This window comes from Aromatoleum toluvorans (assembly GCF_012910905.1).
GTDB classification, from domain to species: Bacteria; Pseudomonadota; Gammaproteobacteria; order Burkholderiales; family Rhodocyclaceae; genus Aromatoleum; species Aromatoleum toluvorans.
In genome coordinates, this window is the sequence record NZ_WTVN01000015.1 from 78,475 (window position 1) to 103,748 (window position 25,274).

At 64.8% G+C, this 25,274-nt stretch carries 19 protein-coding genes and 1 rRNA gene; 11 read left to right on the forward strand and 9 right to left on the reverse strand.

Annotation, left to right across the window (positions count from 1 at the left end):
- Positions 1-24: 24 nt before the first annotated feature.
- The gene (locus tag GPA22_RS11485; protein WP_246264268.1) at positions 25-450 is read right to left on the reverse strand and encodes a hypothetical protein; all 426 of its coding nucleotides are present in this window, start codon (positions 448-450) and stop codon (positions 25-27) included.
- A gap of 246 nt (positions 451-696) precedes the next feature.
- On the opposite strand from GPA22_RS11485, the gene GPA22_RS11490 reads away from it, so the two are divergent.
- Complete coding sequence (locus tag GPA22_RS11490) at positions 697-2,916, forward strand: UvrD-helicase domain-containing protein (protein WP_169256205.1); 2,220 nt, start codon at positions 697-699, stop codon at positions 2,914-2,916.
- A 45-nt stretch (positions 2,917-2,961) separates the two neighbouring features.
- On the opposite strand, the gene GPA22_RS11495 is transcribed toward GPA22_RS11490, so the two are convergent.
- Positions 2,962-3,741, reverse strand: coding sequence for a ParA family protein (locus GPA22_RS11495; RefSeq protein WP_169256206.1), 780 nt, complete (start codon positions 3,739-3,741; stop codon positions 2,962-2,964).
- 381 nt (positions 3,742-4,122) lie between these two features.
- On the opposite strand from GPA22_RS11495, the gene GPA22_RS11500 reads away from it, so the two are divergent.
- From GPA22_RS11500 to dnaE, 5 genes are all read left to right on the forward strand, one after another.
- Complete coding sequence (locus GPA22_RS11500; RefSeq protein ID WP_169256207.1) at positions 4,123-6,426, forward strand: NADP-dependent malic enzyme; 2,304 nt, start codon at positions 4,123-4,125, stop codon at positions 6,424-6,426.
- A 77-nt stretch (positions 6,427-6,503) separates the two neighbouring features.
- A complete protein-coding gene (locus GPA22_RS11505; RefSeq protein WP_169256208.1) occupies positions 6,504-6,704 on the forward strand; it encodes a DUF2905 domain-containing protein in 201 nt (66 codons plus the stop codon).
- 41 nt (positions 6,705-6,745) lie between these two features.
- The gene (locus tag GPA22_RS11510) at positions 6,746-7,720 is read left to right on the forward strand and encodes a quinone oxidoreductase family protein (RefSeq protein WP_169256209.1); all 975 of its coding nucleotides are present in this window, start codon (positions 6,746-6,748) and stop codon (positions 7,718-7,720) included.
- Between the two features lie 14 nt (positions 7,721-7,734).
- On the forward strand, positions 7,735-8,124 hold the full coding sequence (locus GPA22_RS11515; protein ID WP_169256210.1) for a hypothetical protein: 390 nt from the start codon (positions 7,735-7,737) through the stop codon (positions 8,122-8,124).
- Between the two features lie 86 nt (positions 8,125-8,210).
- Positions 8,211-11,705, forward strand: coding sequence for a DNA polymerase III subunit alpha (dnaE, locus tag GPA22_RS11520; RefSeq protein WP_169256211.1), 3,495 nt, complete (start codon positions 8,211-8,213; stop codon positions 11,703-11,705).
- Between the two features lie 71 nt (positions 11,706-11,776).
- On the opposite strand, the gene GPA22_RS11525 is transcribed toward dnaE, so the two are convergent.
- From GPA22_RS11525 to GPA22_RS11545, 5 genes are all read right to left on the reverse strand, one after another.
- The gene (locus tag GPA22_RS11525) at positions 11,777-12,376 is read right to left on the reverse strand and encodes a peroxiredoxin (protein WP_169256212.1); all 600 of its coding nucleotides are present in this window, start codon (positions 12,374-12,376) and stop codon (positions 11,777-11,779) included.
- Positions 12,377-12,566: 190 nt separating this feature from the next.
- Positions 12,567-12,857 carry an acylphosphatase gene (locus GPA22_RS11530; RefSeq protein WP_169256213.1) on the reverse strand — a complete coding sequence of 97 codons (291 nt, stop codon included), beginning with the start codon at positions 12,855-12,857 and terminating at the stop codon, positions 12,567-12,569.
- Positions 12,850-14,541: a sulfate permease gene (locus GPA22_RS11535; protein ID WP_169256226.1), complete on the reverse strand. Its 1,692-nt coding sequence runs from the start codon at positions 14,539-14,541 to the stop codon at positions 12,850-12,852. The genes GPA22_RS11530 and GPA22_RS11535 overlap by 8 nt, the downstream gene beginning before the upstream one ends.
- Before the next feature lie 131 nt (positions 14,542-14,672).
- Positions 14,673-16,817, reverse strand: a complete 2,145-nt coding sequence (gene metG / locus GPA22_RS11540) for a methionine--tRNA ligase (RefSeq protein WP_169256214.1) — start codon at positions 16,815-16,817, stop codon at positions 14,673-14,675.
- A gap of 77 nt (positions 16,818-16,894) precedes the next feature.
- Positions 16,895-17,479, reverse strand: coding sequence for an OmpA family protein (locus GPA22_RS11545; RefSeq protein ID WP_169256215.1), 585 nt, complete (start codon positions 17,477-17,479; stop codon positions 16,895-16,897).
- A gap of 171 nt (positions 17,480-17,650) precedes the next feature.
- On the opposite strand from GPA22_RS11545, the gene apbC reads away from it, so the two are divergent.
- The 3 genes from apbC (at position 17,651) to GPA22_RS11560 (ending at position 21,814) form a co-directional block, all read left to right on the forward strand.
- Positions 17,651-18,742: an iron-sulfur cluster carrier protein ApbC gene (gene apbC / locus GPA22_RS11550; protein ID WP_169256216.1), complete on the forward strand. Its 1,092-nt coding sequence runs from the start codon at positions 17,651-17,653 to the stop codon at positions 18,740-18,742.
- Positions 18,743-18,853: 111 nt separating this feature from the next.
- Positions 18,854-19,420 (forward strand): dCTP deaminase, encoded by a 567-nt coding sequence (dcd, locus tag GPA22_RS11555; protein ID WP_169256217.1) that lies wholly within the window; start codon positions 18,854-18,856, stop codon positions 19,418-19,420.
- Between the two features lie 141 nt (positions 19,421-19,561).
- Positions 19,562-21,814 carry an arginine/lysine/ornithine decarboxylase gene (locus GPA22_RS11560; protein WP_169256218.1) on the forward strand — a complete coding sequence of 751 codons (2,253 nt, stop codon included), beginning with the start codon at positions 19,562-19,564 and terminating at the stop codon, positions 21,812-21,814.
- Between the two features lie 44 nt (positions 21,815-21,858).
- Here GPA22_RS11560 and GPA22_RS11565 read toward each other — a convergent pair whose 3' ends face one another.
- Both GPA22_RS11565 and GPA22_RS11570 read right to left on the reverse strand, forming a co-directional pair.
- Positions 21,859-22,359: a dihydrofolate reductase gene (locus GPA22_RS11565; RefSeq protein ID WP_169256219.1), complete on the reverse strand. Its 501-nt coding sequence runs from the start codon at positions 22,357-22,359 to the stop codon at positions 21,859-21,861.
- Positions 22,356-23,150: a thymidylate synthase gene (locus GPA22_RS11570; protein WP_169256220.1), complete on the reverse strand. Its 795-nt coding sequence runs from the start codon at positions 23,148-23,150 to the stop codon at positions 22,356-22,358. Before GPA22_RS11570 ends, GPA22_RS11565 begins: the two co-directional genes overlap by 4 nt.
- Positions 23,151-23,362: 212 nt before the next feature.
- Between GPA22_RS11570 and GPA22_RS11575 the strand changes: the two genes are divergently transcribed.
- Positions 23,363-24,727, forward strand: a complete 1,365-nt coding sequence (locus tag GPA22_RS11575; RefSeq protein ID WP_211169075.1) for a hypothetical protein — start codon at positions 23,363-23,365, stop codon at positions 24,725-24,727.
- A gap of 430 nt (positions 24,728-25,157) precedes the next feature.
- A 16S ribosomal RNA gene (locus tag GPA22_RS11580) occupies positions 25,158-25,274 on the forward strand; the annotation flags it as partial.

The following is a 25,274-nucleotide window of genomic DNA, read 5'->3' on the forward strand; positions in this document are numbered from 1 at the left end:
GCGTAAGCCGCGGGAGTTCGGAGTTCAGGCGGCCTTGCGCGGGGTGCTTGCGTGACGCTGCCAGTTCGCGTGAAAGGCGGAGACCATGTCTTCCATCGCGGTCAGCGGCAGGCGCCAGAGACGGTTCTGGCAGCGCACGATCGGGGTCACGCGCGGCGCGCAGAAGCTGGCGCGCTCGGCTTCGAGCAGGCGCTGGAAGGCGCTCATGGCCTCACCCCAGTATTCGGAGTTGCCCACCCATCCCGTTGTCGCGGTTGCCTCGCGCACGGCCTGCTGCCAGAGCGCCGTGGCGCGCTCGATGGTTACGCCGGCCTTGCGGGCATACCAAGGCAGTAGTTTTGGGGTTTGCATGATCTGGTTCTCCTGATGGCCATCGTCGGCCAGTTCTTGCGTCGCGCGGATCGGCCTCTTGAGCCGGCCGTGTAGGGCGCGGTTAATGCGATGCAGCATCGAAATTTGTTGCAATTTTCTTCTGTTTGGCGGAGCTGTTCCTTGATTTTTCTCAACGGATTGCTGCTGCGCACAATTCAAAACTACGCCGATCGTTATACATTTTCAACTGCATGTTGCGCTGCCGCAACGGTTGAATATTGAAACGATATCAGTTTGGTTCCGTTTTTGCTCCAGACACGACGACCCGGGAGGAAAACAAGGGGCCGCTCCCGGTTAGAATCGCGGCCTGACCAGGAAGCCCGCATGTCCGATCTGCTTGCCAATCTCAATCCCGAACAACTCCAGGCCGTCACCCTGCCGCCGCAGCACGCGCTGATCCTTGCCGGTGCAGGCTCGGGCAAGACCCGCGTGCTCACGACCCGCATCGCGTGGCTGGTGCAGACCGGCCAGGTCGATCCGCAGGGTGTGCTGGCCGTGACCTTCACCAACAAAGCGGCCAAGGAACTGCTGGCGCGCCTGTCGGCGATGCTGCCGCTTTCCTTCGGCCATTCCGCCCGCGGGATGTGGATCGGCACCTTCCACGGCCTGTGCAACCGCCTGCTGCGTGCCCACCACCGCGACGCAGGGCTGCCGCAGCTGTTCCAGATCCTCGACTCCGGCGATCAGCTCGCCGCGATCAAGCGGTTGCTGAAGGCGCTCAATGTCGACGACGAGAAATTTCCGCCACGCGAACTGCAACATTTCATCAATGCCCAGAAGGAAGCCGGTCTGCGCCCACATGCCGTCGAGGCCTGGGACGACTACACCCGTCGCCGGGTGGAGCTTTTCGCGGAGTATGAGGCGCAGTGCCAGCGCGAGTCTGTTGTGGATTTTGCGGAGTTGCTGCTGCGCACCTACGAGTTGCTCGAGCGCAACGAGCCGATCCGCCGCCATTACCAGCGCCGCTTTCGGCACATCCTCGTTGACGAGTTCCAGGACACGAACCGCCTGCAGTACCGCTGGCTGAAGCTCCTCGCCGATGACGGGGCGGAAGGCGCGGCCTGCCTCTTCTGCGTGGGCGACGACGACCAGTCGATCTACCGCTTTCGCGGCGCCGAGGTCGGGAACATGCGCGACTTCGAGCGCGAATTCCAGGTTGCCAACGTGATCCGGCTGGAGCAGAACTACCGCTCGCACGGCAATATCCTCGATGCGGCGAACGCGATCATTCGCCACAACACGGCGCGCCTGGGCAAGAACCTGTGGACCGAGCGCGGTGCGGGCGAACCGATCCGCATCTTCGAAGCCTATGCGGACATGGACGAGGCGCGCTGGATCGTCGAGGAGATCCAGTCGCTGGTGCGCGACGGCATGAGCCGTTCGGACATCGCGCTGCTGTACCGCTCCAATGCGCAGTCGCGGGTGCTGGAACACCAGCTTTTTTCGGCGGGCATAGCCTATCGCGTCTATGGCGGGCTGCGCTTCTTCGAGCGGCAGGAGATCAAGCATGCGCTGGCCTACCTTCGCCTGATCGCGAACCCCGACGACGATACGGCGTTCAGCCGTGTCGTGAATTTCCCCACGCGTGGCATCGGCGCGCGCTCGCTCGAAGCGCTGCAGGATGCGGCGCGCACCTGGAACGCGAGCCTGTATTCGTCGGTGCCGCACTTGTCGGGCAAGCCAGGGACGGTGCTGGCGCAGTTCGTGCGCCTGATCGAGGATCTGCGCCGCGACACCGCGCGCCTGCCGCTGCCCGAGCTTGTCGACCACGTGCTCGACGCCAGCGGCCTGCGGGACTTCTACCGCAGCGAGAAGGAAGGACAGGAGCGGCTCGAGAACCTCGACGAGCTCATCAACGCGGCGGCGAACTTCCTCGGCGAGTCGGGCGCGGATGCGGAAGCGCTGGCGCAGCCGCATGCACTGCTCGCCGATTTCCTCGCCCACGCGTCGCTCGAAGCCGGGGAGCATCAGGCCGATGCCGGCAGCGACGCCGTCCAGCTGATGACCGTGCATTCATCGAAGGGGCTGGAGTTCGACGTGGTTTTCCTCTCCGGGCTGGAGGAGGGGCTGTTTCCGCACGAGAACAGCGCGCTGGAGAACGAGGGGCTGGAGGAGGAGCGGCGGCTGATGTATGTGGCCGTCACGCGGGCGCGCGAGCGGCTGTACGTGAGCTTTGCGCAAAGCCGGATGCTGCATGGACAGACGCGCTACAACCTGCGTTCGCGCTTTCTCGAGGAGATTCCCGAAGGGCTGACGAAGTGGCTGTCGCCGCCGAACCCGCGCAGCATGGGCGCGCGCAGCGGGGCGGGGATGCGCGGGGAGCCCGCGCGTGGCAGCTTCGCCCCGAGGGCGCCACAGGCGCCGGCGCGCAGCCAGGATCTCGGCGGCCTGCGCGTCGGCCAGCTCGTGACTCATGCGAAGTTCGGCCAGGGCGTGATCGTCGCGGCCGAAGGCAGCGGCGCCGATGCGCGGGTGCAGATCAATTTCGGGTCGGCCGGAATCAAGTGGCTGATGCTGGCCGTCGCGAAGCTCAGCCCGGCGTGAGGTGCAGCGCCCGGGTGTGACGCCGGGCGCTGTCTCGAGCTGCGGTCAGGCTCCGTAGGTGCGTGCGAGCCGGTCGTGCAGCGCGAGGTATTCCTGCGCGAGCTTGTGCTTCGGGTCGAGGTGGATCATCGGACGCGACTGTTCGTGCGATTCCTTGATCTTCACCGATGCCGAAAGGTAGGGCGCAAGCACCGGCAGTCCCTCGTCGATGAGTTCCTGGACGACCTTCTGCGGCAGGCCGGCGCGGGCCTGGAACTGGTTCACGACGATGCCTTCGACCGCAAGGTCGCGATTGTGGTCGGCCTGGATCTCCTGCACGTTCTCGATCAGTGCGTACAGCGCGCGCCGCGAGAATTCGTCGCAGTCGAAGGGGATGAGGCAGCTGTCCGCCGCGATCAGCGCCGAGCGGGTGTAGAAGTTCAGCGCCGGCGGGGTATCGATGTAGATGACGTCGTAATCGCCGGAGAGTTCGTTGAGCGCATCGCGCAGCTTGTAGATCTTGTAGCGCGATTCGAGCTTGCCCTGCAGATCCTCGAGGCCGGGGTGCGAGGGCATCACGTCGAGGTTGGGGAAGGGGCTCGCGACGATGAATTCTTCATTCTTCTTCGGGTTGAGCTTGAAATTGAGCGTCTGGTCGAAGAAGTCGGCGAGCGTGGTTTCCAGGTTTTCCCCCGAAATGCCGAGCAGGTACTGGGTCGAGTTCCCCTGCGGATCGAGATCCACTACCAGCGTGCGCTTGCCCTGGTGGGCGCTGATCGCCGCCAGGTTGCAGGTAATGGTCGATTTGCCGACTCCGCCCTTCTGATTGAACACCACGCGTCGCATCTTGGATTTCCCTTGTCGATTCGGGTGAGATTGTGCCAAAAAATGTCGAACGGGATGTGCTTTCCGACGGGCGGCCGGCCGTTGCCGCGATCCGCATGCGATCGGGTTTACCCTTATGCGGCCTCTGCCCAAGCCCATGGACCTGCGCTACACTTGCGCCTCGCCGAGCGCGGTATCGGCGGGGCATCGATCGCCCCGGCCGTGCGAGCTCCGCTGTCCGCTCCGCGCGATGGCTCCCGGTTCCGGGAGCGCCGGGCGGACCATGCCAAATGGCTGCGGATGGTCGCAATTGGCGAGACGCCCGAACGGGCGTAAGTTTTCGCCGCGCTGGAAAAGACACCACAGGAACAACACATCTCACCGACCCGGAGAGGGAGAACAATGGATCAGGATTTCATCGCCGCGGCACTCGAGTATCACCGGTCGCCGACGCGCGGCAAGATTTCGGTCGTTCCGACCAAGAGCCTCGTCAACCAGCGCGACCTGGCGCTGGCCTATTCGCCCGGCGTCGCCGCGGCATGCGACGCGATCGTCGAGGATCCGGCGAACGCGCGCGAATACACCTCGCGCGGCAACCTCGTCGCGGTCGTCACCAACGGCACCGCGGTGCTGGGGCTGGGCAACATCGGCCCGCTCGCGTCGAAGCCGGTCATGGAAGGCAAGGGCTGCCTGTTCAAGAAGTTTGCCGGCATCGACGTGTTCGACATCGAACTGGCGGAGAACGACCCGGACAAGCTGATCGAGATCATCGCGTCGCTCGAGCCCACGCTGGGCGGCATCAACCTCGAGGACATCAAGGCGCCCGAGTGCTTCTACATCGAGAAGAAGCTGCGCGAGCGCATGAAGATCCCGGTCTTCCATGACGATCAGCACGGCACCGCGATCATCTCCACCGCCGGCCTCATCAACGGCCTGAAAGTCATCGGCAAGGACATCGCCAAGGTCAAGCTCGTGTGTTCCGGGGCCGGTGCTGCGGCAATCGCGTGCCTGGACCTGATGGTCGCTCTTGGTCTCAAGCGCGAAAACGTATACGTCTGCGACTCCAAGGGCGTGATCTACGTCGGTCGCGAAGAGAACATGGAGGCCAACAAGGCTCGTTACGCGCAGAAGACCGATTCGCGCACGCTCGCCGACGTCATGGTCGGTGCGGATGTGTTCCTGGGCCTGTCGACGGCCGGGGTGCTGAAGCCGGAAATGGTCGTGTCGATGGCCGATACGCCGCTGATCTTCGCGCTCGCGAACCCGAATCCCGAGATCCTGCCGGATGACGCCAAGAAGGTTCGTCCGGACTGCATCATCGCGACGGGCCGGTCGGATTTCCCGAACCAGGTGAATAACGTCCTGTGTTTCCCCTTCATCTTCCGCGGCGCGCTCGATGTCGGCGCGACGACGATCAACGAGGAGATGAAGCTCGCGTGCGTGCGTGCGATCGCCGAACTGGCCCAGGCGGAGCAGAGCGACATCGTCGCGTCGGCCTACGGCGGCGCCGACCTGCGCTTCGGCCCCGAGTACATCATTCCCAAGCCCTTCGATCCGCGCCTGATCGTCAAGATCGCGCCGGCCGTCGCGAAAGCGGCGATGGACTCGGGCGTTGCGACCAAGCCGATCGCGGACCTGAGCGCCTATGTGGCCAGCCTGTCGGACTTCGTGTACCAGTCCGGCATCGTGATGAAGCCGGTGTTCGGCGCCGCCAAGCGGGTGCCGGCCGAGTTCAAGCGCGTGGTCTACGCCGAGGGCGAGGACGAGCGCGTCCTGCATGCGGCCCGCGTCGTCATCGAGGAAAACATCGCGCGCCCGATCCTCATCGGCCGTCCGGGCGTGATCGAGATGCGCATCCAGAAGATCGGCCTGAACCTCGTTCCGGGCCGCGACTTCGACATCATCAATCCCGAGTCCGACCCGCGCTACAAGGAGCTGTGGCAGGAATACCACCGCATGATGTGCCGCGACGGCGTGACGCCCGAGCTGGCGAAGGCCAAGATGCGGCGCGACACGACGCTGATCGGCTGCATGGTGCTGCGTCGTGGCGATGCCGATGCGCTGGTGTGCGGCACCTTCGGCACTTACGACTACCACTTCAAGCAGGTCCAGGACGTGATCGGCCTCAAGCCGGGCGCGAAGCTCTTCGCGTCGATGAGCCTGCTGCTGCTGCCCAAGCGCACGCTCGCGATCACCGACCCGTACGTGAACGAGAATCCGAACGCCGAGGAAGTGGCGGAGATCGCCCGCATGGCGGCCGAGGAGCTGCGTCGCTTCGGCATCGAGCCGCGCGTCGCGCTGGTGTCGCATTCCAACTTCGGCAGCTCCACGTCGGCGTCCGCACGCAAGATGCGCGAAGCGGCGGGAATCCTGCGCCAGATCGCCCCGGGCCTCGAGTGCGATGGCGAGATGCACGGCGATTCGGCCCTGTCGCCGGAGATCCGTTGCCGCGTGAATCCCGAGTCGACGCTGGTCGGCGAGGCCAACCTGGTCGTCATGCCGAACATCGATGCGGCCAATATCTCCTTCAACATGATGAAGATGGCCAACGGCGACGGCGTTTCCATCGGGCCGATGCTGCTGGGTGCGCGCCTGCCGGTGCACATCCTGACGCCTTCGGCGACGGTGCGCCGCCTGGTGAACATTACGGCCGTTTCGGTGGTCGACGCCTACGAGCAGCGCATGCAATCGGGCGCTGCCGTGTAAGCGTCTGGCACGGTGCGGGCGGAGTTCGGTAGCGGATTCCGCCGGCGCGCATTTTCCGGGAGGCCGAGGTAGCGATCATGCAAAAACTGCTGATCAGCCTCGGCCTTCTCGTTCTCGCCGCCGGTCTGTTCTGGCCGTGGCTCGCAAGGATTCCGTTCGGCCGCCTGCCGGGGGACATCCACATCCAGCGTGACGGTTTCGATCTGTATTTCCCGATCACGACCGGGCTGCTGGTTTCTGCCGTTCTCAGTCTGCTTATCTGGCTCTTCCGCCGTTAACAGCGTTTACAATCCTTGCAACATTTTCAGAGGACTTTGACATGGCTCATGCGATTCGCTTTCACCAGACAGGCGGGCCCGAAGTGCTCCAGTGGGAAACGGTCGATGTCGGTGCGCCCGGGGCCGGCGAGGTGACGGTCCGGCATCACGCGATCGGCCTGAACTACATCGATACCTATCATCGCAGCGGGCTCTACCCGATGCCCCTGCCTTCGGGGCTCGGCATCGAAGGTGCCGGCGTGGTCGAGGCGGTGGGCGAAGGCGTCACCGACTTCGCCCCCGGGGATCGGGTCGCGTATGCCGGCGGTCCGCTCGGTGCCTATTCGGAGGTGCGCAACCTGCCGGCGCATCGCGTCGTGAAGCTGCCGGCTGGGCTGTCGTTCGAGCAGGGCGCGGCGATGATGCTCCAGGGCCTCACCGCGCAGTATCTGTTGCGCCGCACCTACCGCGTCCAGCCGGGCGACACGGTGCTGATCCACGCCGCTGCGGGCGGAGTCGGGCTGATCGCGTGTCAGTGGGCGAAGGCGCTGGGTGCGACCGTGATCGGCACCGTGGGGTCCGACGCGAAGGCCGAACTGGCTCGGGCGCACGGCTGCGATCACCCGATCGTCTACACGCGCGAGAAATTCGCCGAGCGTGTCCGCGAGATTACCGGCGGAGCAGGCCTGCCGGTCGTCTATGACTCGATCGGCAAGGACACCTTCATGGATTCGCTGCGCTGCCTGCGTCCGCTCGGCATGATGGTGCTGTTCGGTGCGGCGTCCGGGCCGGTTCCCCCGTTCGATCTCGGCCTGTTGAACACGATGGGATCGCTCTACGTCACGCGCCCGGGCATCGCGGCCTACACCGCGAAGCGCGAGGATCTGGTGGCGATGGCGAACGAACTCTTCGAGGTGGTGGAATCGGGCAAGGTCAGGATCGAGATCAACCAGCGTTACGCCCTCAGGGATGCGGCGCAGGCGCACAGTGATCTCGAGGCGCGCCGGACCACCGGTTCGACGATCCTGCTGCCCTGAACGGTGGGGGCGACATGAGGTGGAGTTCCCGTACGTCGCGGGCCGCGCTCCTTGCGCTGTGGGCCGTGCTGGCATCGGCGGCGGCACCGGAGGCGGCGGCGCAGCCCGGGCCGGCTGCCGCGATGGATCCCGCGCGCACGGCCTCCCTTTCGGCCGCGAGCCGACGCATCGAGGATCACTTTGTCGCGGAGGTCGCCCGGATCGCGGGCACCACGCCGGACAGGGTGCGCCGGGCCATGCCGGACGAGCGGCGGATCACGTCCGCCGCGTCGCGCCTGATTTCGGCACTGGAGGTCGACCTCGGCGCACCGCTCACGCCCGAGCAGCAAACCGAAATCCTGGAGGCGGATCAGGCGCGCAAGCTGTCCCTGATGAAGGCGCGCGAGGCGGCCCGAGGCCGCTGAGGGAGGGGGGCGCGGGCGGCTCCGGTCTGCCGGGCCGCGGCCGAAATCGGTCTCGGGGGAGGTGGGCCATCGGGTAAAATTCGCCCATGACTGCCTCTCACGAACCCCGCTTCATCCACCTCCGCCTGCACTCCGAATACTCGATCTCGGACGGCATTGTCCAGATCGACCAGGCGATTGCACGTGCCGCCGCCGACGGCATGCCGGCGCTGGGGATTTCGGACCTTGCCAACCTGTTCGGCATGGTCAAGTTCTACAAGGGCGCGCGCGGCAAGGGCATGAAGCCCATCATCGGCGTGGACGCCTGGATCACCAACGACACCGACCGCGACAAGCCCTTCCGCGTTCTGCTGATCTGCAAGAACCGCAAGGGCTACGGGCAGGTGTGCGAGCTGCTCACCCGGGCCTATCTCGACAACAAGTACCGCGGTCGCGCGGAGATGCGCCGCGAATGGTTTGCCGACGGTGCTGCCTCCGAGCTGCTGTGCCTGTCGGGCGCACGCGACGGCGATGTCGGCCAGGCGCTGGGGAACGGCAACGTCGAGCTCGCCGAGCGCCTCGCCGCGGAATGGGCTGCGCTGTTCCCGGAGGCTTTCTACATCGAACTGCAACGCGCGGGGCATGCCGGCGCCGAGGCGTACGTGCGTCAGGCCGTCCAGCTCGCCGGCAGGCTTGGACTGCCGGTGGTCGCGACGCATCCCGTGCAGTTCCTCAAGCGCGAGGACTTCAAGGCGCACGAGGCGCGCGTGTGTATCGCGCAGGGGTACGTGCTGGCCGACAAGCGCCGTCCGCGCGACTACACCGAGGAGCAGTACCTCAAGAGCCAGGCCGAGATGTGCGAGCTCTTCGCCGACCTCCCCGAAGCGCTCGAGAACTCGGTCGAGATCGCGCGTCGCTGCTCGCTCACCGTGCAGCTCGGCAAGAACTTCCTGCCGCAGTTCCCGACGCCGGAAGGCATGACGCTCGACGATTTCCTCATCGCCGAGGCGAAGGCCGGGCTCGAAGTGCGCCTGAAGGAACTGTATCCGGACGATGCGGAACGTGAGCGCCAGCGCCCGACCTACGAGGCGCGGCTGAAGTTCGAGACCGATACCATCATCCAGATGGGCTTCCCCGGCTACTTCCTGATCGTTGCCGACTTCATCAACTGGGGCAAGCAGAACGGCGTGCCGGTCGGACCCGGCCGGGGTTCGGGTGCCGGTTCTCTCGTCGCGTACAGCCTGCGCATCACCGACCTCGACCCGCTCGCCTACGCGCTGCTGTTCGAGCGCTTCCTGAACCCCGAACGCGTGTCGATGCCCGACTTCGACATCGACTTCTGCCAGGACAACCGCTACCGCGTCATCGAGTACGTGCGCGAGCGCTACGGCAAGGACGCGGTCAGCCAGATCGCGACCTTCGGCACGATGGCCTCGAAAGCCGTCGTGCGCGACGTCGGTCGCGTGCTCGATCTGCCTTACGGCCTGTGTGACCGGCTGTCGAAGCTCATCCCGATCGAGGGCGCGAAACCCGTCTCGCTGGCGAAGGCCTATGAGATGGAACCGCAGATCGGCGAGATGATGCAAGACGGCAACGACGGCGAATCGGTGCAGGAGCTGTGGGGCTTGGCCGAGCCGCTCGAAGGCCTGTCGCGTAACGTCGGCATGCACGCGGGCGGCGTGCTGATCGCGCCGGGCAAGCTCACTGATTTCTGCCCGCTGTACATCGCCGACGGCGACGACGCGACCCCCGTATCGCAGTTCGACAAGGACGACGTCGAGGCCGTCGGCCTCGTGAAGTTCGACTTCCTCGGCCTGCGCAACCTGACCATCATCGAACTCGCCGTCGACTACGTCGAGCGTCTTACCGGCGAGAAACCCGACCTCGCCGCGCTGCCTTTTAGCGACCCGGCGGCTTACCAGATCCTGAAGGATGCGAACACCACCGCGATCTTCCAGGTGGAATCGGACGGGATGAAGAAGCTCCTCAAGAAGCTCGCGCCCGACCGCTTCGAGGACATCATCGCGGTGCTCGCGCTCTATCGTCCGGGCCCGCTCGGCTCGGGCATGGTGGACGACTTTATCCTGCGCAAGAAGGGCCAGCAGGAAATCGACTACTTCCACCCGGATCTCAAGCCCTGCCTCGAGCCGACCTACGGCGTGATCGTGTATCAGGAACAGGTGATGCAGATCTCGCAGATCATCGGCGGCTACACGCTCGGCGGCGCCGACATGCTGCGCCGCGCGATGGGCAAGAAGAAGGCCGACGAGATGGCCAAGCACCGCGAGACGATCGCCGCCGGTGCGAAGCAGAAGGGCTACGACCCGGCGCTCGCCGAGCAGCTCTTCGACCTGATGACGAAGTTTGCGGAGTACGGCTTCAACAAGTCGCACACCGCCGCCTACGCGGTCGTCACCTACCACACCGCGTGGCTCAAGGCGCACCACTGCGCGGCCTTCATGGCCGCGACGATGTCCGCCGACCTCGACAACACCGACACGATCAAGATCTTCTTCGAGGACTCGATCGCCAACGGCATCAAGATCCTGCCGCCGGACGTCAACGCGTCCGATTTCCGCTTCGTGCCGACCGACCGCAAGACGATCCGCTACGGCCTCGGTGCGGTGAAAGGCGTCGGCGAGCCCGCGGTGCGCTCTATCCTCGCCGCCCGTCAGTCCGGCGGCCCGTTCAAGGACCTGTTCGATTTCTGCGCGCGCGTCGACCGGCGCATGGTCAATCGCCGCGTGATCGAGGCGCTGATCCGCTCGGGGGCGTTCGATCTGATCGAACCCAGCGGTACCGCCGACCGTGCGAGGTTGCTCGCGACCGTGAGCCTCGCGATGGAAGCGGCCGAGCAGGCGGCGGCGAACGCGATGCAGGGCGGCCTGTTCGATCTGGTGCCCGAGGCGGCCGGGGCGGCGCCCGAATACGTGAGCGTGCGCCCGTGGACGGAGCGCGAGCGGCTGAAGGAGGAGAAGCTTGCGATCGGCTTCTTCCTCTCCGGCCATCCGTTCAACAGCTTCAAGGAGGAGGTGCGGCGCTTCGTCCGGCGCCCCCTCTCGCAGCTCGAGCCGTCGCGGGATCTCGCGATGCTCGCGGGCGTCGTGATGGATGTGCGCACGAAGATGACCAACCGCGGCAAGATGGCCTTCGTCGTGCTCGATGATGGCAGCCAGGTGCGCGAGGTGTCGGTGTTCTCCGAGGTGTTCGACGCGAACCGGACCAGGATCGTCACCGACGAGGTACTCGTCGTCGAAGGCAAGGTCAGCAACGACGACTTCACGGGCGGCCTGCGCATCATTGCCGACCGGCTGATGACCTTGGGCGAAGCCCGCTCGCGCTTTGCGAAGGCGCTGCAACTGACGGTCAATGGCGAAGTGAAGCGCGCCGGCAGTGCCGCCGCGGCCGCAGACAAGCTGGAAACCCTGCTGACGCCTTTCCGCGATGGCGTCTGCCCGATCTCCCTGCGCTACCGCAACGATCAGGCCGAGGGGGAACTTCCGCTCGGGGCGGGCTGGCGCGTACGCCTGGACGATGCCCTGCTCGACAGCCTGCGCGAGTGGCTGCCGCCCGGCGCCGTCGAAGTCCTGTATCCGAACTGAGCGCTCATGAAAAAGGCCGCTGCCCTCGCGGGCGCGGCCTTTCGATGCTCAATCCGCGGGCAGGGCCGCGATCAGAGCGCTTCGGCGTGCTGCGCCAGGTACTCCGCAACACCGCTGGTGCTGGCCTTCATGCCGGCCTTACCCTTGTTCCAGCCGGCCGGGCAGACTTCGCCATGCTCTTCGGTGAACTGCAGCGCATCGACCATGCGGATCATCTCGTCGATGTTGCGGCCCAGCGGCAGATCGTTGACGACCTGGTGGCGCACGACGCCGTTCTTGTCGATGAGGAAGGAGCCGCGGAACGCGACGCCGCCTTCGGCTTCGACGTCATAAGCACGGCAGATCTCGTGCTTCACGTCGGCAACCAGGGTGTATCGGACCTGGCCGATGCCGCCGTTGTTGACCGGGGTGTTCTTCCACGCGAGGTGGGTGAACTGGCTGTCGATCGAAACGCCCAGCACTTCGACGCCGCGCTTCTTGAACTCTTCCAGACGATGATCGAACGCGATCAGTTCGGACGGGCACACGAACGTGAAGTCGAGCGGATAGAAGAACACCACCGCGTATTTGCCCTTGGTGACTTCCGAGAACGTGATGTTGGTGATTTCGTTGTTGCCGAGAACCGCGCTGGCGGTGAAATCCGGGGCCTTCTTGCCGACGAGGACTGCCATGTTAGACGTCTCCAGAGTGGTTGAATGACCGGAGGATTATGTTGCCATGATTCGGAAAGTTCCAATTGTCTTTCCCTTGACCCTGCGATAGAAATTTTCTATTGCGACGGTCGCGAGGGTCGCGATTCGCCCTCCCTCGATAGGACGCATTGGGGGGATAGGTGCGCGAGCGCCGGAACCGGCCCGGCGATTACACTGTTGGGAGCATCAGGAAGCGCAACTGCTCCGGCCGTTCGCCGCTGCCGATCTCGACACCATCCACCCGGGCATGTGCAGGGCCCTGGTGGGCCCAGCGGACGAAATCATCGACGGCCGCCAGGGACCCGGCGACAAGGGCCTCGACGCGGCCGTCCGTGCGGTTGCGCACCCAGCCATGCAGGCTCAGGCGCTCGGCCTCGACCTGCGCGCTCGCGCGGAAGGCGACGCCCTGGACGCGCCCCCGGATCATCAGGTGACGCACGACGTAATCCGCTTCATGCATAGGCTACCTCCGCGTCGCGCGGGCCGCAGCGCTGCGCGCGCAGCAGTGCGTCCGTGATGTTCCCGGCGAGATAGTCGGTGCCGAGGACTTCGCCGAACCCCGAGCGTTGGACGATCGAGGCAGGTTGTTCGTTCAGGTCGCACAGGATCAGCTGGGTGCCACGTTTTTCCAGCGCGCGATGCAGTGCCTGCAGCATGTCGAGGCCGGTCGTGTCGATGTTGATGACCTTCTCCATGTCGAGGATCATCGCGTCGGGATGGCCGTCCTGCATCAGCATGAGGTTCTCGAGCTTGTTCGCAGCGCCGAAGAACAGGCTGCCGAACACCCGATAGGCAAGGAGGCGTGGCGTGCCGTCGTTGCGCGACAGCGCTTCGACGCCGTAATGTTCCTCGAGCGCGATGCGCTCCACCCGTGTCAGGTCGGACATGCGATAGATGAAGAACAGGCTCGCAAGCACCATGCCGAGCTCGACCGCCAGCGTGAGGTCGAACACGACCGTCACGAAGAAGGTACCCAGCAGGATGATGCGGTACTGGCGTGAATAGCGGGTCAGGTCCTTCCACGCGAAAGCGTGCCATTCGCCCATGTTGACCGAAACGATGACGACGACTGCGGACAGCGTTCCGAGCGGGATGTAGCTGGCGAGCGGAGCGAGTGCCAGCACCACGGCCAGAAGCACCAGCGAATGGACCATCCCCGCGATGGGGGTGCGTCCGCCGGAGCGGATGTTGGTCGCGGTGCGCGCGATTGCGCCGGTTGCAGCGAAGCCGCCGAACAGCGGTGCCACAACGTTCGCGATCCCTTGGGCCATCAGTTCCTGGTTGGGATCGTGCCGGTCGTCGATCTGGTTGTCGGCGACGCGCGCGGACAACAGCGATTCGATGGCGCCGAGCAGGGCGATCGTCAGCGCCGGTGCGATCAGCTTGCCGAGCGTGCCGAGCGACAGCGCGGGCAGGCCGAAGGGCGGGATCTCCTGGGGAATGCCCCCGAAGCGGCTGCCGATCGTATCGACGGGAAAGTGGACGAATCCGTTGATTGCCGTCGCGATGATCAGGACCGCCAGCGGACCGGGCAGGCGGCGCATCCACGCCACGCGGGTCGCCATGCGGTTCCAGCCCAGCAGCACCGCAAGCGAGGCGACGGATACCGCGACCGTGGGAAGATGGATCGTGTGCGCAGCACCCAGCAGCGCTTCCATCTTGCCGAAGAATTCCCCTGGCATCTTGTCGATCGACAGGCCGAGGAAGTCCTTCACCTGCGAGATGAAGATCACGACCGCAATCCCGTTGGTGAAGCCGATCACGACCGAAACGGGGATGAAACGGATCATGCTTCCGAGGCGGAAGGCTCCCATCGCGAGCAGCAGCATTCCGGACATCATCGTCGCGATCAGCAGGTTCTGGACACCGTAGTCGACGACGATCGCGTAGATGATGGGGATGAACGCGCCGGTCGGGCCGCCGATCTGCACTTTCGAGCCACCCAGGGCCGCAATCAGGAAACCGGCGACGATGGACGTCCAGATGCCCGCGGTCGGGCTCATGCCGGAGGCAATGGCGAAGGCCATCGCCAGCGGGAGCGCAAGCACGCCGACGGTGATGCCGGCCGACAGGTCCTGCGTGAAGGGGCCCCGCCCGTAGCCGGGCAGGGTGTCAAACAGTTTGGGGCGAAAATTGATCACGATGCTTCCTCGATTCCTCTCTATGCCGTTGCGTGTCCGAAGCGCTGGTGCAATACCAGCGTCCGGGCGCCGTGCGCAGCCGCACGATCCAGCGTTTCGAGGGAGTGAGGGGCATCGGGCTCGGTTCCGTCGCCCTACTTGACGCGCATCCCCGCGACGGCGCCGGCATCCGGCGACAGGATGTAGAGGCCGCCGGTCTTGCCGTCCGCATCGGACGCCGCGAGGACCATGCCCTCGCTCATGCCGAACTTCATCTTGCGCGGCGCGAGGTTGGCCACCATCACGGTCAGGCGCCCGACGAGCGCCGCCGGGTCGTAGGCCGACTTGATGCCCGCGAACACCTGCCGCGGCTTGTCCTCGCCGATGTCGAGTTGCAGGCGGATCAGCTTGTCCGCACCGTCCACGTGTTCGGCACCGACGATTCGCGCGATGCGCAGGTCGACCTTGGTGAAGTCGTCGATCGAGATGTGCGGCGACGCGGTTTCGGCAGCCTGGGCCTCGTGCTGCTGTTTTTTCGCATGGCGCTGCTGCGACGACGCGGTCTTGGCTGCGGGCGCCGCGGCCGCCGGTGCGAGCGATTCGCGGTTGGCCTCGAGCAGCGCGTCGATCTGCTTGCGCTCGACGCGCGTCATCAGGTGTGCGTAGACGTTGACCGCGTGGCCCGCGGGCAGCGCCTGCCATTCACCCTGCCAGCCCAGCGTGCCGATCGCGAGGAAAGCCTCGACCTTGGCGGCGAGCGTCGGCAGCACCGGCTTCAGGTACAGCGTGAGGTCGCGGAAGAGCGTCAGCGCGGTGCTGCACACGACGTGCAGATCGGCCTCGCGCCCTTCCTGCTTGGCGAGTTCCCACGGCTTCTGGTCATTCACGTACTGGTTGGCGAGATCCGCCAGATGCATGATCTCGCGCAGCGCGCGGCCGTAGTCGCGCTCCTCGTAGGCCTGGGCGATGGTCCCGGCCTCGAAGGCGGACTTGAACGCGGCCGTCGCGGCCGCATCGGCTGTCCCGAGCTTGCCGCCGAAGCGCTTCGTGATGAAGCCCGCACAGCGGCTGGCGATATTCACGTACTTGCCGACGAGATCCGAATTCACCTTCGCGATCATGTCGTCGAGGTTCAGGTCGACGTCTTCCATCGTGCCGTTCGACTTGGTCGCGAAGTAATAACGCAGCCACTCCGGGTTCAGGCCCTGGGTCACGTACGAGCGCGCCGTGATGAAAGTGCCGCGGCTCTTGCTCATCTTCGCGCCGTCGACGGTCAGGAAACCGTTCACGCACAGCTGCGAGGGCGTGCGCAGGCCGGCGAACTGCAGCATCGCGGGCCAGAACAGGGCGTGGAAGTAGAGGATGTCCTTGCCGATGAAGTGGACCATTTCGGTGCCGGCGGCCTCGGCGCGCGCGGCCTCGACGAAGTCTTCGACGACGATGTCGCCGCGCTTGTCGGCGAGGTTGCGGAAGCTCGCCAGGTAGCCGATCGGCGCGTCCAGCCAGACGTAGAAATACTTGCCCGGCGCACCGGGAATCTCGAAGCCGAAATACGGCGCGTCGCGCGAAATGTCCCAGTCCGACAGCGTGTTCTCGCCTTCCTGGCCCGCTTCGCCGAGCCATTCCTTCATCTTGTTGGCCGCCTCGGCCTGCAGGCGACGGGTGCCGGCCGCGTTCGTGCCGCGCGTCCATTCACGCAGGAAGGCGACCGCGCGCGGGTCGGACAGGCGGAAGAAGTAGTGCTCGGAGGTCCTCAGCACCGGTTTCGCGCCCGACACGGCCGAGTACGGGTTTTTCAGCTCGGTCGGCGCATACGCCGCGCCGCACACCTCGCAGTTGTCACCGTACTGATCCGCCGCGCCGCACTTGGGGCACTCGCCCTTGATGAAGCGGTCCGGCAGGAACATCTCCTTCACCGGATCGTAGAACTGCTCGATCGAGCGCGTCTCGATCAGCTTCGCGGCCGTCAGGCGCTTGTACACCTCCTCGGCGTACGCGCGGTTCTCCTCGCTGTGCGTGCTGTGGTAGTTGTCGAAGCCGACGCCGAAATCGGTGAAATCGCGCAGATGCTCGCCATGCACGCGGCCGATCAGCGTTTCCGGCGTGATCCCTTCCTTTTCCGCGCGCAGCATGATCGGCGTGCCGTGCGTGTCGTCCGCGCAGACGTAATGCACCGTGTTCCCGCGCATGCGCTGGTAGCGCACCCAGATGTCGCCCTGGATGTAGCCGACCAGATGGCCGAGGTGGATGTCGCCGTTGGCGTAGGGCAGGGCGTTGGTGACAAGGATCTTGCGGGACATGTTCGGTCAGAGAAATCGAAAACGGGAGTGTAACAAACGCACGCGCCCTTATCCCCGGTACGGGTGCGACCAAAGGCCTATCGGGCGAACGGACGGACGATGATCTCCACGCGGCGATTCTTGGCGCGCCCCGCTTCCGTGCCGTTGTCGGCGAACGGTTCGGTCTCGCCGCGGCCGTCCGCCTGCAGGCGCGTCAGGGCAATGCCGTGCGTGCGCAAGTACTCGACGACTGCCTCGGCGCGACGGATGGAAAGCTGCATGTTGTGCAGCTCGCTGCCGACGCCGTCGGTGTGGCCCAGGACCAGGATCTCCGTTTCCGGCTTTTCGGCGAGCACCGCGGCAACGCGATCGAGTGTCGCCCTGAGGCTCGCGCGCGGCTCGACGCCGTCGCGCGCGAAAGCCTCCGCCCCGGGGATCAGCACCTGGAGGTTGCCGTCGTTGCGGGTGATGACCGACAGGTCGCTCGCGCCGCTCAACGCGCGTGCAATGCGGGCGCGTTCGGTGTTCCAGTCCACCTTGGGAAGATGGCCGCCCTCCGTCCGCGGGGTCGGCTGCGGTGCGGACGACCGTTCGGGATGCGCTTCGGTCGGTTCGGTCGGGGTCGCACATGCGGAAAGGAGCGCTATCAGCGCCGGAAGCATCAATGCCTGAAATCGGGTCATGCTTTGAATGAGGTCCTTGATGACGGGCAATCTCGCGAGGCGCGGATTTTACCGCGTTGACACCCGCGCAATGACCCTTTCGCGTCCGAGGGTGAGCGTCGGCGCCGCCTTCGGTATGATGTAATTCTTGTCGCCCCGTTCGCGGGCCCGTGATTTTCGAGGAAGCCAGTCATGAGTCTCACCCCCGAGTCCGTTACCGAAGTGCTGAAAACCGTCGTCGACCCGAATACCGGCAAGGACCTCGTGTCATCCCGGTGCATCCGGAATCTCCAGGTGTCCGGCGGAAGCGTGGGTTTCGAGATCGAATTGGGCTACCCGGCCAAGACGCAACAGGCCATGATCCGCGACCTCGCCATCGGTGCAGTCCGCACCTTGCAGGGCGTCGAGCAGGTCGACGTCCGGATCGGTAGCAAGATTGTCGCCCACTCCGTGCAACAGGGCGTGAAACTGCTGCCCGGTGTGAAGAACATCATCGCGGTGGCGTCCGGCAAGGGGGGCGTCGGCAAGAGCACGACGGCGGCGAACCTCGCATTGGCCCTCGCGGCGGAAGGTGCGCGCGTGGGTATCCTCGATGCCGACATCTATGGTCCGTCGCAGCCGCAGATGCTGGGTATCGGCGAACACAAGCCGCACTCGCTCGACGGCAAGACGATGGAGCCGCTCGAGGCGCACGGGCTGCAGGCGATGTCGATCGGCTTCCTCGTCGACGTCGAGACGCCGATGGTGTGGCGCGGCCCCATGGCCACCCAGGCGCTCAACCAGCTGCTCAAGGAGACGAACTGGAAGGATCTCGACTACCTCGTCATCGACATGCCGCCGGGCACCGGCGACATCCAGCTCACCCTGTCGCAGAGCGTCCCGCTCACCGGCGCCGTCATCGTCACGACGCCGCAGGACATCGCTCTCCTCGACGCACGCAAGGGCCTCAAGATGTTCGAGAAGGTCGGCGTGCCCATCGTCGGTATCGTCGAGAACATGAGCATCCACATCTGCTCGAACTGCGGCCACGAGGAACCGATCTTCGGCACCGGCGGCGGCGAAAAGCTGTGCGCCGACTACAAGATCCCCTTCCTCGGCGCGCTGCCGCTCGACCTGCAGATCCGCAAGGAGGCCGACGGCGGCACACCGACCGTGATCGCCGATCCCGACGGGCGCATCGCCGGCATCTACCGCGAAATCGCGCGGAAAGTGGCCGTGCGCGTGGCCGAAAAGGCCAAGGACATGACCCACAAGTTCCCCAATATCGTCGTCAAGAACTCCTGACCTGCACGCGCCGCCGGATGGGTACTTTTGATCCGGCGGCGCTTGCCCTACACTACGCGGATTTTTCGCGTCCGGCCTGAGCCGGACAGGTCGTCGAGGAAAACGCGCCCCATGTCCATCAAGTCCGACAATTGGATCCGCCGCATGGCGGAACAGCACGGGATGATCGAGCCGTTCGCACCCGAGCTGGTGCGCCACAACGACGGCGGGAAGATCGTCTCATACGGCACGTCGAGCTACGGCTACGACGTCCGTTGTGCCAACGAATTCAAGATCTTCACCAACATCAACTCGACGATCGTCGACCCGAAGGATTTCGACGCCCGCAACTTCGTCGACTTCGTCGGCGACGTGTGCATCATTCCGCCGAACTCCTTCGCGCTCGCCCGCACCGTCGAGTACTTCCGCATCCCGCGCAGCGTCCTGACGGTGTGCCTCGGCAAGTCGACCTACGCGCGCTGCGGCATCATCGTGAACGTCACGCCGCTGGAGCCCGAATGGGAAGGTCACGTGACCCTCGAATTCTCGAACACCACCCCGCTGCCGGCGAAGATCTATGCCAACGAAGGCATTGCGCAGATGCTGTTCTTCGAGTCGGACGAAGTATGTGAAACGTCCTACAAGGACCGCGGCGGCAAGTACCTCGGCCAGACCGGCGTCACCTTGCCGAAGATCTGATATCCCAAACCGACCCGCCGCGTGCGGAGCGATTTAGACAGGGCCGGCTGACGGCCCTTTGTGCTTTCCGGTAACGCGGGAGCAAACTCTTTCGGGCACGATCCCCGTTTGCCGCCAGGCGGCGTGCTGGAGAACACTGGAATGCGCTTTCATTTTCCGATCATCATCATCGACGAGGACTTCCGCTCCGAGAACGCGAGCGGACTCGGCATTCGTGCCCTCGCGGAGGCGATCCAGGACGAAGGGATGGAAGTGCTGGGCGTCACCAGCTACGGTGATCTGACCTCCTTTGCGCAGCAGCAAAGCAAGGGATCGGGCTTCATCCTGTCGATCGACGACGAGGAGTTTTCGTCGCCGGAAGCCTCCGACAAGGCCATCGCCGACCTGCGCGCCTTTGTCGAGGAAATCCGCTTCCGCAACGCCGACATCCCGATCTTCCTGTACGGCGAAACGCGTACCAGCCGCCACATCCCCAACGACGTGCTGCGCGAGATGCATGGCTTCATCCACATGTTCGAGGACACGCCGGAATTCATCGCCCGCTACGTCGTGCGCGAGGCCAAGAACTATCTCGAAAGCCTGCCGCCGCCGTTCTTCCGCGCGCTCACGCACTATGCAGCGGACGGCTCCTACTCCTGGCACTGCCCCGGCCACTCCGGCGGCGTCGCGTTCCTCAAGAGCCCGGTCGGGCACATGTTCCACCAGTTCTTCGGCGAGAACATGCTGCGCGCCGACGTCTGCAACGCTGTCGAGGAACTCGGCCAGCTGCTCGATCACACCGGCCCCGTGGCCGCGTCCGAGCGCAATGCCGCGCGCATTTTCAACTGCGATCACCTCTACTTCGTCACCAACGGCACCTCGACCTCGAACAAGATGGTGTGGCACACCACGGTCGCGCCCGGCGACATCGTCGTCGTCGACCGCAACTGCCACAAATCCATTCTCCACTCGATCATCATGACCGGCGCGATCCCGGTGTTCCTGACGCCGACGCGCAACCACTACGGCATCATCGGGCCGATCCCCCTCGCCGAGTTCAGCATGGACGCGATCCAGAGGAAGATCGCGGCCAACCCCTTCGCGCGCGACGCGGTAAACAAGAAGCCGCGCATCCTGACGATCACGCAGTCGACCTACGACGGCGTCGTGTACAACGTCGAGACGATCAAGGAAATGCTCGACGGCAAGATCGACACGCTGCACTTCGACGAAGCGTGGCTGCCGCATGCTGCGTTCCACGATTTCTACGGCGACTATCACGCCATCGGCGCCGACCGTCCGCGCTGCGAAACGTCGATGATCTTCTCCACCCAGTCCACGCACAAGCTGCTGGCCGGCCTGTCGCAGGCGTCGCAGATCCTGGTGCAGGACTCCCAGACGCGCAAGCTCGACCGCGACATCTTCAACGAAGCCTACCTGATGCACACCTCGACCTCGCCGCAGTACGCGATCATCGCCTCGTGCGACGTCGCCGCGGCGATGATGGAGCCGCCGGGCGGGCCCGCCCTGGTCGAGGAGTCGCTGTCCGAAGCGGTCGAGTTCCGCCGTGCGATGCGCAAGGTCGATGCCGAATTCGGTGACGACGACTGGTGGTTCCAGGTCTGGGGGCCGGAATACCTGCCCGACGAAGGCATCGGCGAGCGCGAGGACTGGATGCTCAACGCCGGCGAGCGCTGGCACGGTTTCGGCAATCTCGCGCCGGGCTTCAACATGCTGGACCCGATCAAGGCGACGATCATCACTCCGGGCCTGGATGTCGACGGCGATTTCGACGAATCCGGCATCCCCGCCGGCATCCTCACGCGCTACCTCGCCGAACACGGGATCATCGTCGAAAAGACTGGCCTCTACTCCTTCTTCATCATGTTCACCATCGGCATCACGAAGGGCCGCTGGAACACGCTGGTGACGGAGTTGCAGCAGTTCAAGGACGATTACGACCGCAACCAGCCGCTGTGGCGCGTGATGCCCGACTTCATCGCCAAGCACCCGCGCTACGAAAAGGTCGGCCTGAAGGATCTGTGCGGGCAGATCCACTCGTTCTACAAGGCCCACGACGTCGCGCGGCTCACCACCGAGATGTACCTGTCGGACATGGTCCCGGCGATGAAGCCCGCCGACGCCTTCGCCAAGATGGCCCACCGCGAGATCGAGCGTGTCGCCATCGACGAACTGGAAGGCCGCGTCACCGCGATGCTCGTCACGCCGTATCCGCCGGGAATCCCCCTGCTGATCCCGGGCGAGCGCTTCAACGCGACAATTGTCCGCTACCTGAAGTTCGCGCGCGACTTCAACGCTGCGTTCCCCGGCTTCGAAACCGACATCCACGGTTTCGTGCGCGAACAATCGAACGGGCGCGTCGATTACTTCGTCGACTGCGTCAAACAGGGCTGAGTGTCTTGCCGGGCGCGGCGGACCGCCGCCGCGCCCGGCGCAATTCAGGACTTGCGCCGGTATTCGACGAAGGCGAACGGAAAATCGTTGGCCGCATCCGCGGCGTGAGATTCGCGGCTCGTCTCGATGAATCGCGAGCGATCGAAAGCGGGAAAAAAGGCGTCGCCGCTCACCTCGGCTCCGACCTCGGTCAACACCAGGGCGTCCGCGCGGTCGAGCAGCTGGCGGTAGATCTCGGCCCCGCCGATCACATAGACCTTTCCTGCGCCGACCGCGGCGAGTGCCGCGTCGAGGCTCGTGAAGACCTCCGCGCCGTCTGCCACGTAGCTCGCGTCGCGGGTCACGACGATATTGCGGCGCCCGGGCAGCGGCCGTCCCAGCGACTCCCATGTCTTTCGCCCCATCAGTATCGGGGATCCGATGGTCGTCGCCTTGAAGTGCGCCAGATCGGCCTTCAGGCGCCAGGGCAGCGCATTGTCCCGGCCGATCACCCCGTTGCGGGCGACTGCGGCAATCAACACGACTTCCGGCTGCATCGCGCTCATACCGCGACGTCCGCCTTGATGTGGGGATGCGGGTCGTACCCTTCGAGCGTGAAATCCTCGAAGCGGAACGCAAGAATGTCCTTCACGTCCGGCTTGAGGATCATCCTGGGCAACGGACGCGGATCGCGCGACAGCTGCAGCCTGGCCTGCTCGACGTGGTTCAGGTAAAGGTGGCAGTCGCCGCCCGTCCAGACGAAGTCGCCCGGCTGCAGCTCGCACACCTGTGCAACCATCATCGTAAACAAGGCATACGACGCGATGTTGAACGGCACGCCAAGGAATATGTCGGCGCTGCGCTGGTACAGCTGGCACGACAGGCGCCCGTCCGCGACGTAGAACTGGAACAGCGCATGGCAGGGCGGAAGCGCCATGCCCTCGACCTCGCCCGGGTTCCATGCCGAGACGATGTGCCGGCGTGAATCCGGGTTGCGTTTCAGCCCGTCGATCAGCCCGGCGATCTGGTCCACGGTCCGCCCGTCGGCCGTCTCCCAGCGCCGCCACTGCTTGCCATACACCGGCCCGAGGTCCCCGTTCGCGTCGGCCCATTCGTCCCAGATCGACACGCCGTTTTCCTTCAGGTAGCGGATATTCGTGTCGCCTTGCAGGAACCACAGCAATTCGTGGATGATCGATCGCGTATGCAGCTTTTTCGTCGTGAGCAACGGAAAACCGTCGTCGAGATTGAAGCGCATCTGCCAGCCGAACACGGACAGCGTGCCGGTACCGGTACGGTCCGACTTTCGATGGCCGTGCTCGAGCACGTGCCGCATCAAGTCCAGGTACTGTTTCATGTAAGCGTCCGTCGCGGAGAGACCGGGATTCTACATCGTGCCGCGAGCGTACAAGGCGTCACGAACGGCGCTGACATGCATGTGCTAGCCTCGTGATCGAGGCGATCCGGCTGCAAAAGAGGATGGGTGGCGATCTAGGGGAGGGGGCCATGTCAGACGAGTCGAACAGGGGCCGTACGCAGGCCATGCATGCCACGGCACGAGCCCTCTCGATGCAGGCAAGGCTCGTCGAAGTGCTCGCGGAGTTCCGCGCACTCGATCACGAATTTGCGAAGTTTCCGCACCTCGACTCCGGGTCGGTCGAGACGTGCCATCGGGCGATCGCCAGTCTGGATGACGATGTTCACGAATGCCTGGCGAGCGCCCGCGGGATCCTCGCCGCAATCGGCGACGACCGCGATTGCCGCGCTCTCCTGTTCGCTGGTCGCGACATTCTCGGCACGCTGCTCGATCACCTCGAGAGATGCCTGCAGGCATTCGAGAGGGGCAGTCACGGCGTGCCGGAGCGGAACGCCCTCGCAGACTTGCGGCTGCGGCTCGCGCGGACGGCGGCTGACCGCGTGATATGGGAGCTCTGCAGCAGCGGCCCGGCACACCCGCGGTTATGGCGCTGGTTGGGGATGGCGTTCGTGCGCGCCCCTTCGGTCGCGGCCGTCGCAAAGATGGGAACGCGAGCGGACGAGTCTGTCGAGTTCCATTACGTGCGCGCCATCGCCGCATCCACTGCGTCGCTCGATCTCCTCGCGCCGCAACTCCTGAGCGCCGTGGACGACTTGTTGCGCCTCGTCACGCCGGTCCTGAGACTGGAGTCCGGGCGCTTCGACGGTGCCACCCATTTCGTCGATCCGCTGGGAGGCGAGGCTCCGCACCGAATTACCGGAGTCACCGAGAGTGTGCCCGGGCGCTGGTTCTTCACTCCCTTGACCGCATCCGCGGTCTTGAACCAATTCGCCGTCCGTCATGCGTCCGATGCGTCTGCTCCGTCCGACCCCCTGGATGCATCGCTGCAGACGCTCGCGGTCGAGCATCTCCTTAGGCACTGGTCGGAGGTCCCTCCGGTCCGGCGTCACAGGCGCCACCTACTGGACGGAAAGCTCACGGCAGTCGCTGGAATCGAAGCGCTCAAACGCGTCTTCGCGGGCGAAACAGGCGTGACGCGGGAGGAGTGGCAACTGCGTGACGCAAGCCGTAGCGGGATCGGAGCGATCACCGCGAGCCGATCGATTCGCATCGGCCAACTCATCGGCGTCCACCTTGTCGACGGACAGGGTTGGCAACTCGGCCTCGTGAGGCGCACTTGGGCGCAGGGTGGTGACACCAATCTGGTTGGCCTTGAGCTGCTGTCGAGCAGACCTGTCGTCGCGCACGTCGATGACGGACGCTGTCCCGCCGAGGTCTTGCTGTGCGATCCACTGCTGCGCGGGGAGGCGGTACGAGTCGTCGTGCCATCGCGTACCCTCAGTGCTCCCTCGGTTCCCTTGTTTGTGACGGGAAACGGCAGCGTGCAGAAGCTCAAGCCGCTCGACGCCTCATATGTTGGTGATGGATTCGAGCTACGCGTGTATCAGGTCCTGTAGCTGACTCCCCTAAACTATAAGCGTGACGGCGCAGTGGGCCGGCTGCGCCAAATGGGCGCTTTTACGATTAGCGGTCCGCCATATCCGCGGCCGGGCATTTTTTCGAAAGTGCTTGACGGGGTTTTTGAGGTCTATATAATTCGCGCCTCTTCAGCGCTGCGGCGGATTTGGCGGCGGCGGTGGAGGCCGGAAAGAGGTGGTTAGCGCGGCGGCGGATTCAAAAAAGTTTGCTGCGGTGCTTGACGAAGTGAAGGTAGTTTGTCAGAATCTCTTTCTCGCTGCTGACGCAGCGGTTCTTTAAAAAATTGGACAACCGATAAGTGTGGGTGCTTGGTTGGTGCGGCTGAAACTGCTTCGGCGGTTTAATGTTGCAAAGATTGAGTGCTCATATGTAAGTCAGTAATGATTTCTTTGAGTGCTTTGTTGGATTGAACTTAAGAGTTTGATCCTGGCTCAGATTGAACGCTGGCGGCATGCTTTACACATGCAAGTCGAACGGCAGCGGGGGCTTCGGCCTGCCGGCGAGTGGCGAACGGGTGAGTAATGC